14 protein-coding genes are annotated in these 15133 nt (G+C 34.2%); 11 read left to right on the forward strand and 3 right to left on the reverse strand.

Going from position 1 to position 15133, the window contains the following annotated elements; translation table 11 throughout:
* Positions 1 to 4 precede the first annotated feature (4 nt).
* Both AC5LXI_RS07930 and AC5LXI_RS07935 read left to right on the forward strand, forming a co-directional pair.
* The gene (locus tag AC5LXI_RS07930) at positions 5 to 1135 is read left to right on the forward strand and encodes an ABC transporter permease (protein ID WP_065651165.1); all 1131 of its coding nucleotides are present in this window, start codon (positions 5 to 7) and stop codon (positions 1133 to 1135) included.
* Between the two features lie 70 nt (positions 1136 to 1205).
* Entirely contained in the window at positions 1206 to 1574 is a 369-nt protein-coding gene (locus AC5LXI_RS07935) for a hypothetical protein (protein ID WP_493441848.1), read from the forward strand.
* A 28-nt stretch (positions 1575 to 1602) separates the two neighbouring features.
* Here the strand turns inward: AC5LXI_RS07935 and AC5LXI_RS07940 are convergent, their stop codons facing one another.
* Together AC5LXI_RS07940 and AC5LXI_RS07945 are read right to left on the reverse strand one after the other, a co-directional pair.
* Positions 1603 to 2868, reverse strand: coding sequence for a Y-family DNA polymerase (locus AC5LXI_RS07940; protein WP_493441849.1), 1266 nt, complete (start codon positions 2866 to 2868; stop codon positions 1603 to 1605).
* A complete protein-coding gene (locus AC5LXI_RS07945; RefSeq protein ID WP_493441850.1) occupies positions 2868 to 3311 on the reverse strand; it encodes a LexA family protein in 444 nt (147 codons plus the stop codon). Before AC5LXI_RS07945 ends, AC5LXI_RS07940 begins: the two co-directional genes overlap by 1 nt.
* Positions 3312 to 3844: 533 nt before the next feature.
* Between AC5LXI_RS07945 and AC5LXI_RS07950 the strand changes: the two genes are divergently transcribed.
* The 3 genes from AC5LXI_RS07950 to AC5LXI_RS07960 all read left to right on the forward strand — a co-directional run bounded on the left by AC5LXI_RS07950 (position 3845) and on the right by AC5LXI_RS07960 (position 7305).
* Entirely contained in the window at positions 3845 to 4933 is a 1089-nt protein-coding gene (locus tag AC5LXI_RS07950) for an RNA ligase RtcB family protein (protein WP_493441851.1), read from the forward strand.
* A complete protein-coding gene (gene prfH / locus AC5LXI_RS07955) occupies positions 4933 to 5553 on the forward strand; it encodes a peptide chain release factor H (RefSeq protein ID WP_493441852.1) in 621 nt (206 codons plus the stop codon). Before AC5LXI_RS07950 ends, prfH begins: the two co-directional genes overlap by 1 nt.
* Before the next feature lie 222 nt (positions 5554 to 5775).
* Positions 5776 to 7305, forward strand: a complete 1530-nt coding sequence (locus tag AC5LXI_RS07960; RefSeq protein WP_493441853.1) for a tannase/feruloyl esterase family alpha/beta hydrolase — start codon at positions 5776 to 5778, stop codon at positions 7303 to 7305.
* A gap of 74 nt (positions 7306 to 7379) precedes the next feature.
* On the opposite strand, the gene AC5LXI_RS07965 is transcribed toward AC5LXI_RS07960, so the two are convergent.
* Positions 7380 to 7745, reverse strand: coding sequence for a winged helix-turn-helix transcriptional regulator (locus AC5LXI_RS07965; RefSeq protein WP_493441854.1), 366 nt, complete (start codon positions 7743 to 7745; stop codon positions 7380 to 7382).
* Positions 7746 to 7929: 184 nt separating this feature from the next.
* On the opposite strand from AC5LXI_RS07965, the gene AC5LXI_RS07970 reads away from it, so the two are divergent.
* The 6 genes from AC5LXI_RS07970 to AC5LXI_RS07995 all read left to right on the forward strand — a co-directional run bounded on the left by AC5LXI_RS07970 (position 7930) and on the right by AC5LXI_RS07995 (position 15109).
* A complete protein-coding gene (locus AC5LXI_RS07970) occupies positions 7930 to 8400 on the forward strand; it encodes a nuclear transport factor 2 family protein (RefSeq protein WP_493441855.1) in 471 nt (156 codons plus the stop codon).
* Between the two features lie 512 nt (positions 8401 to 8912).
* On the forward strand, positions 8913 to 9194 hold the full coding sequence (locus tag AC5LXI_RS07975) for a PTS sugar transporter subunit IIB (protein WP_086358909.1): 282 nt from the start codon (positions 8913 to 8915) through the stop codon (positions 9192 to 9194).
* Positions 9195 to 9218: 24 nt separating this feature from the next.
* A complete protein-coding gene (ulaA, locus tag AC5LXI_RS07980; RefSeq protein WP_493441856.1) occupies positions 9219 to 10589 on the forward strand; it encodes a PTS ascorbate transporter subunit IIC in 1371 nt (456 codons plus the stop codon).
* A gap of 116 nt (positions 10590 to 10705) precedes the next feature.
* Positions 10706 to 11665, forward strand: coding sequence for a carbohydrate kinase family protein (locus AC5LXI_RS07985; protein ID WP_493441857.1), 960 nt, complete (start codon positions 10706 to 10708; stop codon positions 11663 to 11665).
* 33 nt (positions 11666 to 11698) lie between these two features.
* Positions 11699 to 12559: a class II fructose-1,6-bisphosphate aldolase gene (fba, locus tag AC5LXI_RS07990; RefSeq protein ID WP_493441858.1), complete on the forward strand. Its 861-nt coding sequence runs from the start codon at positions 11699 to 11701 to the stop codon at positions 12557 to 12559.
* Between the two features lie 216 nt (positions 12560 to 12775).
* Positions 12776 to 15109, forward strand: a complete 2334-nt coding sequence (locus AC5LXI_RS07995; RefSeq protein WP_493441859.1) for a TonB-dependent hemoglobin/transferrin/lactoferrin family receptor — start codon at positions 12776 to 12778, stop codon at positions 15107 to 15109.
* Positions 15110 to 15133: the final 24 nt, after the last annotated feature.

Consider the following 15133-nt stretch of genomic DNA (forward strand, 5'->3'; position numbering starts at 1 on the left):
TATTATGCAAAGTTTTATTAATATTTATCGCTTAGGTATTAAAGAGTTATGGGGATTGATTCGTGATCCAATCATGTTATTGTTAATCGCCTACTGCTTTACGCTGGATATTTATACCGCCGCTACCGCAACTTCAGATTCACTTCATCATGCTTCAATTGCAGTGGTTGATGAAGATGATTCGCCTTTATCAAGGCAAATTATCGCAGCGCTTTATCCACCAATGTTTAATAAGCCAGTTAAATTAAATTCAATGGATGAAGTTGATCGCGGAATGGATACTGATAGTTATACTTTTGCATTAAATATACCACCTAATTTTCAACGTGATGTGTTAAATAACCAAAGTCCAGAAATTCAACTGAATATTGATGCAACCCGAATGGGGCAGGCTTTTGTAGGTAATGGTTATATTACGCAAATTGTCACCAGCGAAATAACTAAATACTTTAATCAAATTGATAAACCAACCAGTTTGCCAGTTAATATTGAGGTTCATGCGGCCTTTAACCCTAATTTAACCCGTTCTTGGTTTGGTTCTGTCATGGAGATTATCAATATTGTTACCACGTTGTCGATTATTTTAACCGGTGCGGCGTTAATGAAAGAGCGTGAGCATGGTACTATTGATCACTTGCTGTCAATGCCTGTGACACCATTTCAAATCATGATTTCTAAAGTTTGGTCTATGGGGCTGGTGGTACTTGTTTCGACTTGGGGTGCACTGTTAGTCGTTGTTCATGGTTGGTTAAATGTGCCAATTGAGGGCTCGATTACCTTATTTTTAATTGGTGCTGCTTTGCATTTATTCGTGACAACGTCACTCGGTATCTTTATGGCGACGGTGGCTAAATCAACCGCACAATTTGCGATGCTATTTATTTTGATTCTTCTACCGTTACAGATGCTTTCTGGTGGTAGTACGCCAAGAGAAAGTATGCCTGAAGTGGTGCAAAATATTATGTTATTTGCACCTACCACCCATTTTGTCGAATTAGGGCAAGCAATTTTATATCGAGGGGCTGGTTTAAGTGTGGTTTGGACCTCGTATGCGTGGTTATTAGGAATCGGTAGTGTGTTTTTCCTTATTGCACTGAAACGCTTTCGTAGCTCAATTGTTAATATGGGTTCTTAATTTTATGAATAATAAAAGTGCAAAAATTAACTTTATTTGTACTTAAAAATTTGAATTATTGAGGTTTTTTATGAAAAAAATTCGTTTATTAAAATATATCATTGCAATTTTAACTGTTATTACTATTCCTTTTGCACAGGCTCATGTTGTGATTTACAATGAAATTGATAATAAGGCGGCTGAATTTATAGCCACCTATAATCAAGAACATCATACTAATTTACATACAATTGAAGTAAGTAGAAAATATTACGCACCTAGATGCCTTTTACCATTAAAGGTAAAGTGGCATAAAATACACTTAGGCTTAAAAAATCTTCCTCACAGATATGGGCTTTCAATTTCTTGTGAAAAATCTATTTCTAGTAATCATAGAAAATGGAAAGTATATGTTGATGTAAGAAATGAACAAGGTAATTCAATTCAATCAATTGATTAAATTATTATCTTAGCGGTTAATCCGTTATCTATTTTACCAAAGGTAACTCATCCCAACGAGTCGTATATCGTTGGCTAAGTCGCTCTCGCTTGATTTGCCATGCTGCAGTTTGTCTGATACCACCTAAGTGAATAGTGTTTTTTCCCATTTTCTGATTAATGTAATCCATGGTTTTCATTAATTGTTCACTTTTGTGTTTTTCACTTGCTGATGTTTCAGCAGTAAATAAATCCGATTGACAATAATTATCTTTAGTTTTTAAATCAAGTAACATCACACCTGATTTCATAAATAAAAAACCCGGTTTATAAATGGATCGTAATCCTTTTTGGGCCGCATGAATAATAACTCTTGAATCATCGCTCGCCGATAATAATGGCACCACAACTGACGGATTATATTGAGGTAATTCTGGTCGAAATCGGTTGGTTTTTAAAAAGATCAATACGGCATTGACAACTGATTTTTGCTTTCTCAGTTTCTCTGCACCACGACTTGCATGTACTCGAATTGCTTCTTGTATATCAAATAGATCATTGGTTAAATGACCAAAACTACGTGATGTCATAATATTTTTTTTAGCGGTATGTAGATCATCTAATTCAATACAATTTATACCACGTAGCTCAAGTACGGTACGCTCAAGGACAACTGAAAAAGACTGTCTAATTTGTTTTAAATTTGTTTGGTGTAAATCCCAAGCGGTATGAATACCTAGTTCTTTTAATCTTTGCGCAATTCGCCAACCAACGCCCCATATATCTGCAACTGAGAATTGCTTTAAGATAGTTATTTTTTCTTCCTGAGCCGTCGGAAAACAATAAACACCTTGATGAATAGGGTGTTTTTTGGCGATATGATTAGCTAATTTTGCTAGGGTGCGAGTTGCGGCAATCCCGATACTGACAGGGATACCTGTATCACGTTTTACTATTACTTTTAAATTTTGACAATGATTTAAAGCATGGCTAAATCCGTTTAGATGAATGAAAGCTTCATCGATCGAATAGAGTTCGATATCCGCAGTATAATGGCGAACAGTATCAAATACTCGCTGACTCATATCACCATAAAGTTCATAATTAGAGCTTAATAAGGTAATTTTTTTTTGAATATGAGGGGGAATTTGGTAGGCCGGCATGCCCATAGCAACTAACGGTTTGAGTTCATTAGAGCGTGCTATTACACAACCATCATTATTTGAAAGAATACCAATTGGTTTTCCTTCTAATTTTGGATTAAATACCCGCTCACAAGATGCGTAAAAATTATTACAATCAATTAAGCCAATCATCAGAGTCCTCGCTTACGTAGGGAATGAATGGTATGTATTACCACTCCCCAAATATGCACGTCTTTGCCAGCTAATGAAATTGGTGGGTAAAGTTTATTGCCAGACAATAAATGATGTTCACCATTAATAAAACTTAAACATTTACAGGTTAATTCACCGTCCACAGCAGCAACAACAATATCATCTATTTTCGGTTGTAAAGAACGGTCGACAACAAGGAGATCACCACTATAAATGCCATAATCAATCATCGAGTCACCAATCGCTTTAATATAGTAAGTTGCACTAGGATGCTTCACTAAATGACTAGTTAGATCCAGTTTTGTTTCTAAATAATCATCAGCAGGAGATGGAAATCCAGCTCTTACTGGTGTATCAACTAAAGGTAAATAAGCAGTGAGCGAACTATTAGCTTGCCCAAGGACAACACAATATTTATTCAAGAAAAGACTCCGAAAAATTAATAAAAACGAATCGTGCCGGGTGATTCGTATTAAAAAAATTATATGTATAAATATACAGTATAAAATACTTAATTCAATAAAAACGAGTGTAAAAAAATAAAAATAGATGATTAAAAAAAGATAATTTGTTACTTTACAACTGACTAAAATTTAATTAGCATACGCGCCATTATAAATAGCAAAGGAGATTTTATTATGATTTGTTTAACAAACCGTTGCAGGCTGATCCGCCAATAATTAAGTAACTTTTTCTATCCTTACTTCAATTCACTTAGCTGATCTTACCCTGCCAATTAATTTATACCCATTGTTTAAAGATAACTTGATACCGTTCAAGTAAAACCAATTTTTGATAAATCGTATTGATAGTGATCATATTGTCACTGGATAAAATTAAACATTTCTTAACGATTAATGTTAAGTTGCGTATGCGTTTTATTTAATCGGTTCATTTAAAAATTTGTCTTTAAACAGTATTGAAAAAAATAATATTTATTTAAATGGATTGATATATGGACAATTCTATACAGGTGCTATCAGATAAAACGTGGTTAATAGCATCTAAAAATACCTGGATCGAAGGTTTAGCAATACAACAATTACTGACAACAGCTAATTTACCTAATATGGTTAAAGTAATGGGGATGCCCGATCTTCATCCCGGCAAAGGCTACCCAATAGGCGCAGCATATTTAAGTCGTGAAATAATTTATCCGGCATTAATTGGTAGCGATATCGGCTGTGGCATGGGATTTTGGCAAACTGACATTAACCTTGCCAAATTGAGTATTGATAAGCTAGAAAAGCAAATAGGGAATATTGATTTGCCTGATACTCGTCACAAATATAATTTAGGTACTATTGGTGGCGGTAATCATTTTGCTGAAATTCAAAAAGTCAGTAAGATTTTTGATGCAACATTATTTAATCAATACCAACTTAATGCCAAAAAACTGTTTTTATTAGTGCATAGTGGCTCAAGAGGTTTAGGACATGCTATTTTGCAAAATCAATTATCACGCTTTGGTTATCAAGGCTTAGCAGATGATAGTGATGATGCATTAAGTTATATTGAAAAACATGATAATGCGGTTGCTTTTGCAAGATTAAATCGTCAAGTTGTGGCGGAAAGATTAATGACAAATTTGAATACTCAAGGCCATGAAGTACTTAATGTTTGTCACAATTTTTTACAAAAAGTCACCATAGATAAACAGAGCTATTGGTTACACCGAAAAGGTGCATCGTCGGCAATGGATGAACTGGTGATTGTGCCTGGTTCACGAGGCGATTACAGCTATCTTGTCAAACCGATTCAACGAGATGATCTACTTATGTCATTAGCACATGGTGCTGGGCGTAAATGGCGTCGAGCTGACTGTAAAGGTAAGTTGGATAATCGCTATTCAATGCAAGAACTCAAACGGACTAAACTAGGTAGTCGTGTTATTTGTGAAGATAGTAGCCTTATTTTTGAAGAAGCGCCGCAAGCTTATAAATCAATTGATAGTGTAATTGAATCAATGCAGCGAGCTAATATTGTTACTGTCATTGCACAATTGACCCCAATATTGAACTATAAAACACAAGGAGGTCACTAGTGGCTTTGTTGTTTTTCTCTTCTGCTAGAGGGCCCGATGAGTGTAGTTTAGCAGTTGCTAAAGCGGTAACGCAATTTTTAAAAGAAGCTGAGCAACAGTCACTAATCACTGAAATTATCGAAAGCGTATTGGGTGATAAACCCAATACTTTTCGATCAGTATTACTATCGATCGAAGGTGTTGAATGTGACCAATTAATTCAACGTTGGTTAGGTACAATACAATGGATCTGTCAAAGTCCTTATCGCCCAAACCATAAGCGAAAAAATTGGTTTTTGGGCGTAACTTGTTTAGCAAACCCTATGGAGTTAAATGACAATACCATTGAATTTACCACTATGAAATCATCTGGAGCAGGTGGTCAACATGTTAATAAAACTGAATCAGCGGTACGAGCGACACATTTAGCAACAGGAATTAGTGTTAAAGTACAAACCGAACGTAGTCAACATGCAAATAAACGGTTAGCTAAATTGTTATTGGCACATAAATTAGCTCAATATGCAGCTGAACAAACTCAGCAGCAAAAAAATATCCGTCAACAATTTCACTATTCTATATTGAGAGGCAACAGCCAATTGGTCTTTTACGGTGAAAAGTTTCAGCAGAGAAAAGACTGAAAAAATAAATCCGTCGGTTCTATAACGGCGGATAATTTTGTTTAATTATTGTTTTAATTTAAGTTAATGCCTATAAATAATCTTAGGTATTAAATTACTATCGATAAGTGATATTCACTAATAAAAATAATCATGATTAATGTTGTTATTTATACGGCTAATGACTAATATTAATGATAACTAATTTTATAAATTATATTTTTTGAGGATAGGAATGAGGATATGATGAAATACAGTTTATTGTTTTTATCGGTGTTAAGTTGTTTAGCATCTTCTGCTTATGCGACTTCCGCGAAAGCTAATGTCGAAGAGCGTTGTCACGCATTGGCAAATTTGAAATTAGAGAATGCTAAAGTAGTAAGTAGCGAATTAATTGCCGATCGTTTTTCACCAAGTTCTAAATTGGCTGATACTTTAAGAGGCGCTAAAGCTAAAGAAATTGTCGATTTACCGCAGATTTGTCGCGTCGAATTATCCATTGAACCGGCTATTAATGTCGAAGTTTGGTTGCCGACTAATTGGAATCAACGATTACAAGCAATAGGTGGCGGTGGATATGCAGGATTTATACCATTTGATAAATTAGCCGTAGCTGCTAAAAATGGTTATGTTGCAGCTGCTACAGATACTGGACATACCGGTAATTTAGTTGAAGGCAAATTTGTCTTTAAAGATGGCAAATTACAGGCCGATTCGGTAACTGATTTTGCTTATCGCAGTGTACATGAGATGACTGTAAAAACCAAACAAGTCATCGCCTCATATTATGGTCAAGCTGCTAATTATGCATATTGGAATGGTTGTTCAACTGGTGGAAGACAAGGGCTAATGGAAGCACAAAGGTATCCGGCTGATTATGATGGTTTGTATATTGCAGCACCAGCAATCCATTGGGATAAATTTGTACCAGCAGAAATATGGCCTCAAATTGTTATGCAACAAGAGCTAGGTAAACCGATCGATAGTGATAAACTGGAAAAAGTTAGAAAAGCGATTATTGAACTGGCTGATGAAAAAGATGGTATTAAAGATGGCCTAGTTAGTGATCCAGCAGCAGTAGAAATCAGTGATGAATTGCTAAATAAAGCAGGACTTGATCAGGACGAAGTTCGCACATTAAGAAAAATTTGGCAAGGACCAACAGATCAAAATGGCAAATCTTTATGGTTTAGCATTGAACCGACTGCACCACTTGATGTTTTAGCTAGTAATAAAGGGCCTTTTCCTATTCCAGAGGATTATTTAAAGTATTGGATTAAACAAGATCCTAATTTTGACTGGAAAACATTAGGTTACAGCGGTTTTGATAACTATTTTAATGAATCAGTAGAGTTATTCCGTCCAATAATGGGAACTGATAATGCCGATTTGAGCCAATTTAAAAAATTGGGTGGCAAAATGATTATTTGGCATGGTTTGAATGATCGCCTGATCGCACCGAAAGGAACAATTCAATATTATAATAATGTATTGAAGATTATGGGCGGTAAAGATTCAGTCGATGATTTTGCAAAACTCTACCTCGCTCCTGGTGTTGACCATTGTAATGGTGGCGATGGCCCAGATAAAATTAATGGTTTTGAGTCGCTCGTTAATTGGGTTGAGAAAAAACAAGCGCCAAACAGATTAATTGCCCAAAAAGTTGAAAATGGCCAAGTCACCCTACAACGTCCTTTATGCCAATATCCACAAAAAACGATTTATCAAGGTAAAGGGGATACTAATAATCCTGAAAACTTTGTTTGTCAGTAATTTAATCACTAGCTAACCAATATATTTGGTTAGCTTTGTTTTTATCTTTTCAAAAATAACTATTCTAATAATGACTAATTTTGCCGTTTTCTCGCTCGACAAATCGCTTGATGATTCTCATCGGCCCACTGTATTAATGTATTCATTGGTTTAAGAAATGATATACCAAGTTCAGCTAGAGCGTACTCTACACGAGCTGGGACTTGTGCATAAACGGTTCGAGTGATATAACCATCTTTTTCTAGTCTTTTTAATGTCCGTGACAGCATTTGTCGTGATATATCGCCAATTTCTCTATGTAAAGAATTAAATCGCATCGCATTATGTTCTAATGATTTTAGAATTAACAGACTCCATTGATCGCCAATTCTATCGAGAACATCACGAATAGGACATGGATGGTCAAATTCAAATAGTTCACTTTTTGTCGTTTTAGTCATTGTCATAATTATCGTTATCTCGTTTGCCTAAACAGATTAAGTCACATTGAGCTGACCTAGTCATATTTATGTTACTTATTGTTTTATTTGATTTTTATTGTTACTATTCAAGCAGTCTATATTATAGACTAATAACGCATTATAGATAGAGTTTATCTAAATTAAAATAGAAATTGGAGTTGGTATGAATGTAATTAAAAAAAGCTTTGTTATTGGTATTTGTTTGTTGAGTTTTACTGGTATTGCCGTTGCAAAAGATCTAAAGCAAAGAAATCTCGCTCAAGAGGAAGAAAATCGTACACTGGTTATCAATTTTTATAATAACTTCTTTAATAAGCATCAAGTGGCTGAGGCAACTAAAACGCTGGCTGAAGATTATAAACAACATAATCCCTATGTCGCTAATGGTAGAGCTCCTGCGATTAAGTATTTCGAAGGCTTCTTTAAACAAAATCCGCAATCAAGTGCTACTATAATCCGTTCATCAGTAGAAGGCGATATTGTATGGTTACATGTCCATTCTAAAATCAATAATGATGATCTTGGTAAAGCGGTAGTTGATATATTCCGAGTTAAAGATGGAAAAATAGTGGAACATTGGGATGTGATCCAAAATGTACCAGAGCAGGCAGAAAATAATAATACGATGTTTTAATGATTGATTCGATAACTTATAAGCGCCTTAATGGCGCTTTTTTCGTTCTTTTTAATTTTTTTAACTTCAAATATTAAGTAAAAATTTATTTGTCATTTCTATTTACGATCCAGCTATTTGTATTTTATATAAAAATCGCTGTTTTTTTGTGCTTTTGATGGTGTCTTTTTTGAACTAGATCACAAAAATAAGCGTCTTAACATTGAATAATTCAATTTATCACTTTTCTATTAGTTTAAATGAATTTTTGATTTATTTAAAATAATCATGGTGTTAATCTTTTATATTGTCCTTTCAGCAACTTATTTTTGCTTCGATTTTATTATTATTTTGTGACTTGAATCACTCGCCGTATCAAACAGTGTGATATGTATCACGAATCGGTAAATTTTCATTATTTAATATAAAAATCAGCAAATAGCTTAATAAATAAGAAATTTGTAAGAAATTTATATTTTAGTTTTTTAGTAAAAACTCAATGTTAGGCAAAAATCGAAAAAAGGAGATTAGCAATGTTAAAAATTCGGACAGTATGTGGAAATGGTATTGGTAGTTCATTAATGGCGGCTAATCACGTAAAGAATATCTGTGCTACTTTGAATATCAAGGCTGATGTGGCGTCAATAGATTTTGCTAATGCCGAAGGTGAAAAAGCAGATCTATATGTGACCATTAAAGATTTAGCTAAACAATTTTCTGATCAATCAAAAGTTGTCATTATTCGTAGTTATGTCAATAAAAAGCAAATTGAGGAAGACATTAGTGAAAAATTACAGCAATTAGCTGAAATTTGATGTTTTTTCAAAGGAGATATTCTTATGCAATTATTACTTTCATTTTTAACGGAGATTTTTAGTCAACCAGCTTTTTTAATGGGAATTATTGCTTTTGTAGGACTAGTTTGTTTGCGCTCTCCATTAAATAAACTTTTGACAGGAACTTTAAAACCAATTTTAGGTTACTTAATGTTAAGTGCTGGTGCAGGTGTAATTATTAGCAACTTAAATCCATTGGGTAGCATTATTGAAGCTGGATTTGGTATTCGTGGTGTTATTCCTAATAATGAAGCAATAGTATCGGTAGCACAAAAAGTTTTAGGCGTTGAAACCATGAGTATTTTGTTGCTGGGCTTTATTATAAATTTAATTATTGCTCGGTTTACTAAATATAAATATATATTTTTAACTGGTCACCATTCATTCTTTCTTGCCTGCTTATTTTCAGCCGTTCTACGCGCAGCTAAATTTGATGGTTGGGAACTCATTATTATTGGTGGTTTTTTATTAGGTTCATGGTCAGCGATTTCACCTGCAATTGGTCAAAATTACACAAAACAAGTTACAGATGATGGCGGGATTGCCATGGGGCATTTTGGTTCGATTGGTTATTATTTATCTGCGTTTATTGCTAAAAGAGTCGGAGATAAAAATAATTCCTTTGCCGATACCGAAATATCTGAAAAATGGGGGTTTTTACGAGATACAACTGTAACAACGGGTATCGTAATGGTAATCATATATATGTTTTGTAGCTTAGTTGCCGGAAGTGAATATATGGCTACTATTACCGAACAAAGCCCAATCATCTTTTCTATTCTGAGTGGTTTACAATTCGCGGTTGGTGTGGCCATTGTTTATAACGGTGTTAGATTAATTCTTGGTGATCTTGTTCCTGCCTTCCAAGGTATAAGTCAAAAACTAATTCCTAATTCAATACCGGCAGTTGATTGTGCTGTATTTTTTACCTTTAGTCCTACCGCTGTTGTCGTTGGTTTTATTTGTTCATTTATCGGTGGATTAATTGGTATGTTTATTTTAGGTGGAATGGGGATGGCATTAATTATTCCAGGTATGGTGCCTCATTTCTTCTGTGGTGGTACCTCAGGTGTATTTGCGGATAAATTAGGTGGCAAACGAGGTTGTATTATCGCATCTTTTATTGGTGGAATATTATTAGCGTTCTTGCCTGCATTATTATTACCTACATTAGGCGATTTAGGTTTCCAAAACTCAACTTTTGCTGATTTTGATTTTGCAGTTTGGGGGATCATCATTGGTAAACTATTTAATATTTTCGGTCAAACTGCGATTTATGTTATCTGCTTAATTTTAATCATAGTTCTTTGTGCGCCATTCTTCTTCAAATCTATCAAAGTTGTTGGTGATTCCAGAAATGTAGACCAAGCATAATTTGAAACTTCATGGTCGAGTAATTTTATTCTCAACCATGAGTTACTCATTATTTGCAATTAATGAATCTTAGTAAAAACAATTTTTATAGTTAAATGAATAATTAAGGATTAATTATGGCAATACTGACAATTGGACTAGCTTGTTATGATCAGTTCTATTTTACAACTAGTTATCCAAAAGAGAACAGTAAATCATTTGCTTATGATTTTATTGAAAGCGGTGGTGGTCCGTGTGCAAATGCGGCTTATTTATTGGGGCTATGGGGAGAAGATATTTACCACTTAGGACATTTGCATGATGATATATACGGTAACAAAATTGTCTCTGAATTTAAACAAATTGGCGTGAAAACTGACCAAATTATTTTTTCAGATGAGATGATTACGCCACTTGCTGCTATTACCGTCAATAAAGAAAATGGCTCGCGAACTATTATTACGCGAAAATTAAATACTCCACCATCAATAACGACTACCGAAAAAAATAAATTAAATCAGTTTATTCGATATTTACAAGAAAATAAGCGTGATTTAGTTATTCTCATCGATGGTCATGAACCAGAATTAAGTGAATATGTCATTAAACAATTACCTAATGTCAAAGTTGTCATGGATGCTGGATCGTTACGAGATAGTAATCTCTATTTAGCCAAATATACGGATTATCTAGTTGCAAGTGAAAATTTTGCACTTGCTTATGCTCATGTAGATGAATTTACAAATAAAAAGTCATTAGAGAGTGCATTGAAAAAACTAACATCAATAGCTAGAGGTTCGGCTTTTATAACATTAGGCGAAAAGGGATGTGCTTATATGGAAGATAAAAAAGTTAAAGTTAGCCCAAGCTTTCTTTGTCAATCAATTGATACGACAGGTGCTGGAGACATATTTCATGGGGCATTTTCCTATGGGGTAAGTTATGGTTGGAACATTGAAGAGATTATTTCATTTGCAAGTTTAACCGCAGCAATTTCGATTGAACGTAAAGGTGTTCGTAAAGCAATGCCTAATTTATCTGAAGTCAATAAAGCGCAACGTAGATTTGAAAGAAATTTGACTGAATATTTTAAATAACTAATTAATAAATAAAGGATTAAGAGGTGGGTTATGTTAGTTTCAATGAAAGATATGCTAAATAATGCTTATCATGAACATTATGCTGTAGGACAATTTAATATCAATAATTTGGAATGGGTAGCTACAGTTTTAAAAACAGCAAAAGCGAATCGATCGCCAGCAATTCTTGGTGTATCAGGCGGTACAATTAAGCATATGTTGGGCTTTAATACTATCCATGCTATTGTCAAAAATGCAATGGATTATCTAGATATTGATGTACCTATTGCTTTACATTTGGATCATGGCCAAAGTTATGAATCTTGTTTTGCCGCAATTAATGCAGGATTCAGTTCAGTCATGTTTGATGGTTCGCATTTACCATTTGAAGAAAATCTCGAAATTACCAAACGTATAGTAGATTATGCGCACAAAAGAGGGGTTTCGGTAGAAGCTGAATTAGGGACTATTGCAGGAAGTGAAGATGGAATAGTTAATTCTCAAGTAATTTATGCAGATCCACATCAATGTTTAACCATGGTAAAAGAAACTAATGTTGATTGTTTAGCTGCAGCATTGGGCTCTACTCACGGTCTATATAAAGGAAAAGCTAAATTAGGATTTAATGAAATGCAGCATATTTCTAATTTAATAAAAATACCATTAGTGCTTCATGGTGGAACAGGAATTTGTGATGAAGATATGTTACATGCGATTTCTTTAGGGACAGCAAAAATTAATGTTAATACTGAAAATATGTATACGTGGTGTGTTGCTGTTGGAAAATTATTTGCTGAACAAAAAGATCATGACATTAATGACCCTCGTAAAGTGATTAATCATGGATTAAGTCCGGTAGCAGAAAAAATAACAGAACGAATGAAATTATTTGGATCAGTTAATCGATATTAATCGTTCCTTTTATTTAACGAAAAATAAAGCCATCTATCATGATGGCTTTTTTTATTAAAAATAATATTGGAAATTAAATAAATTTTATATTTTGCTGTTTATTTTTTGTTAAACCCAATATACTTGCCATCCCTCTCATATGGTAATGATAATCATTATCATTATTATTTGTGTGGTTAATTCAATTTAAAAATGTATTTTATAAAGGAATGAAATATGGATTATAAGAAGGTGAGTACCATAATGCTCTTTATAAGTTTTTCTCTTCAAGCTGCACCACAGTCTGAAGAGAATAAATTGTCTAACAATATAACAGCGCAACAAAAAAATAATAAAAGCAAAACGGTTAATGAAGATATTGATGATATCATGACCGTTATTGCTCGTTCCCCATCGCAAGATGAATTAAAAAAAATCAATAGTGTGATTGCTGGTCGTTCTACACTTTCTTCAGGCTTAATTGAACAAAAGCAAGCAGATAATGTCGCCGAATTACTTAATACCTTACCAGGTGTAAGTTCTGCTGGTTCGGTAAGGCCGGGTGGACAAACATTAAATATTTGGGGATTTGGTAAAGTTGAAGATGTCAAAATAATCGTTGATGGTGCTCAAAAAGGTTTCCAAAAATATCAACAAGGTTCGGTTTTTGTGGAACCAGAATTATTGAAACAAGTTGAAGTTAATAAAGGTCCACATGATGTCAAATTTGGCAATGGTGGATTTGGTGGTGTGGTTAAAATGGAAACGAAAGATGCCATTGATTTACTTGATCCAGATAAATATGTGGGAGGATTGCTTAAATATAGTTTTCATTCCAATAATCATCAAAATATGGAAACAGGCGCTGTCTATGGTCGTACTAAGAATAATTTCTTTGATGGTTTAGTTTACTATACCAAGCGAAATAGCGGTAATTTTAAACGGCCAGATGGATCAAGGTTTGTTTTTTCTGAGGATGATATGGATAGCTACATGGGTAAGTTGAATATTAGACCTAATGAAGAGCACACTTTTACGTTATCTGGTATTCACTCTAAACGTGATTCCTGGCAACCGTGGGCGGCAAAATATGTCGAAAAAATGACTCCACCTACAGCAGCACAGATAAAAAAATATGGTTATAAAGCAGCATGGTTAAGAAAATTGGTAAAAAGATACCAAACAGATGATTCAGCCCAATTTAAATGGAATTACCAACCAACTTATAATCCGCTCATTGATTTAACACTACATACTACCTACTCTAAAACTAAACAACATGATAAGCGTCCAGCTAAATATAATCCGGTTTCTTCGTTAGGAACCATGGGTAATGAAAGTTGGGTCAGTTATACCGATAAAACGATTGAATTGGAAAATGTAAGTTTAATTAATATTGGTGATGTGAAGAACGCATTAAAAATTGGCACACAAGCTCATTTACATGATCGTAATACATTAATGTATTATAAGGGTTATGAAAAAAAAACAAACTATCATCATGGTTATTTTCAACCAGCATATATGCCATCTGGTAAACAACAAACTTACAGTTTTTATGTACAAGATGAAATTTCGGTTAGCAATTTTGTTTTAACGCCTAGCCTACGATATGATTATGTAAGAAATCATGGCACAAAAAATTATGCATCCGCTTATAATGATCCTGATCCACGTTTTGGGCATGATTATTCTCCGGTGACATATAGTGGTTGGACGCCACGATTTGGTACTTATTGGCAAACAACCAATAATATTGGCTTTTTTGGTGACATCAGTTACGCATGGCAAGCACCAACCATAGATCAAACTTATGAAGTGCAATTTACGCCTAAAAATGGCGGAAGTGGTAAGATTAGTGCGACGAGCCGTAATTTAGATAAAGAACGCGATTTATCAATTCGAATTGGTAATATTTTAGATTTTAATAATTTAATATTGGAAAACGATAAAATACAGGTTCGTAGTACGCTATTTAGGCAACGTGTCACTAATGAAATATTTGTTACTCGTGGCTTTAATGGATCGATTTGTGGGCCAAATAAACCATGTCCTTTAGGCCAATCTAATTATCGAAATCTTCCGGGTAAATTAATTGTGAAAGGCTTTGAACTTGAAGCATATTATGATAGTAAATATTGGTTTTCAAGTGCGACATATTCTATACAGAAAGGGGAACGAGATACCGCACCTCAAGCACCTTGGATGCATAACAAAACCTATGTAGCGACTATTGCTCCTCGTACAGCCACGTTAACTGCCGGATTTAAAATACCAGAATGGAATATAAGAGCCGGATGGAATGCTCAATTTGTCAGAAAACAGGATCGAACCGGGCATGAAGATAGAAATCATGATGGTTTACCGGATCTTGGTGCTTATTCATTAGGACCTTCATCAGGGTATTCATTACATAACTTATTTGCTAGTTGGCAACCAACCTTTTTACCAAAAGCAGAAGTTAAAATATCTGTAGATAATTTATTTAACAAGGATTACAGACTCTATCTAGGTGAAAATACTTATGGTATGGCACGTAATGTTAAAGCCAGTTTTTCTTATCGATTCTGATAATTAAGATATCGTTGTTTGCGA

The sequence above is a fragment of the Gilliamella sp. LMG 34361 genome, assembly GCF_984569075.1.

Coding starts and splice junctions, on each gene's coding strand:
- AC5LXI_RS07930 (WP_065651165.1), top strand. CDS start 5: ATGCAAAGTTTTATTAATATTTATCGCTTAGGTATTAAAGAGTTATGG.
- AC5LXI_RS07935 (WP_493441848.1), top strand. CDS start 1,206: ATGAAAAAAATTCGTTTATTAAAATATATCATTGCAATTTTAACTGTT.
- AC5LXI_RS07940 (WP_493441849.1), bottom strand. CDS start 2,868: ATGATTGGCTTAATTGATTGTAATAATTTTTACGCATCTTGTGAGCGG.
- AC5LXI_RS07950 (WP_493441851.1), top strand. CDS start 3,845: ATGGACAATTCTATACAGGTGCTATCAGATAAAACGTGGTTAATAGCA.
- AC5LXI_RS07960 (WP_493441853.1), top strand. CDS start 5,776: ATGATGAAATACAGTTTATTGTTTTTATCGGTGTTAAGTTGTTTAGCA.
- AC5LXI_RS07965 (WP_493441854.1), bottom strand. CDS start 7,745: ATGACTAAAACGACAAAAAGTGAACTATTTGAATTTGACCATCCATGT.
- AC5LXI_RS07970 (WP_493441855.1), top strand. CDS start 7,930: ATGAATGTAATTAAAAAAAGCTTTGTTATTGGTATTTGTTTGTTGAGT.
- AC5LXI_RS07975 (WP_086358909.1), top strand. CDS start 8,913: ATGTTAAAAATTCGGACAGTATGTGGAAATGGTATTGGTAGTTCATTA.
- ulaA (WP_493441856.1), top strand. CDS start 9,219: ATGCAATTATTACTTTCATTTTTAACGGAGATTTTTAGTCAACCAGCT.
- AC5LXI_RS07985 (WP_493441857.1), top strand. CDS start 10,706: ATGGCAATACTGACAATTGGACTAGCTTGTTATGATCAGTTCTATTTT.
- fba (WP_493441858.1), top strand. CDS start 11,699: ATGTTAGTTTCAATGAAAGATATGCTAAATAATGCTTATCATGAACAT.
- AC5LXI_RS07995 (WP_493441859.1), top strand. CDS start 12,776: ATGGATTATAAGAAGGTGAGTACCATAATGCTCTTTATAAGTTTTTCT.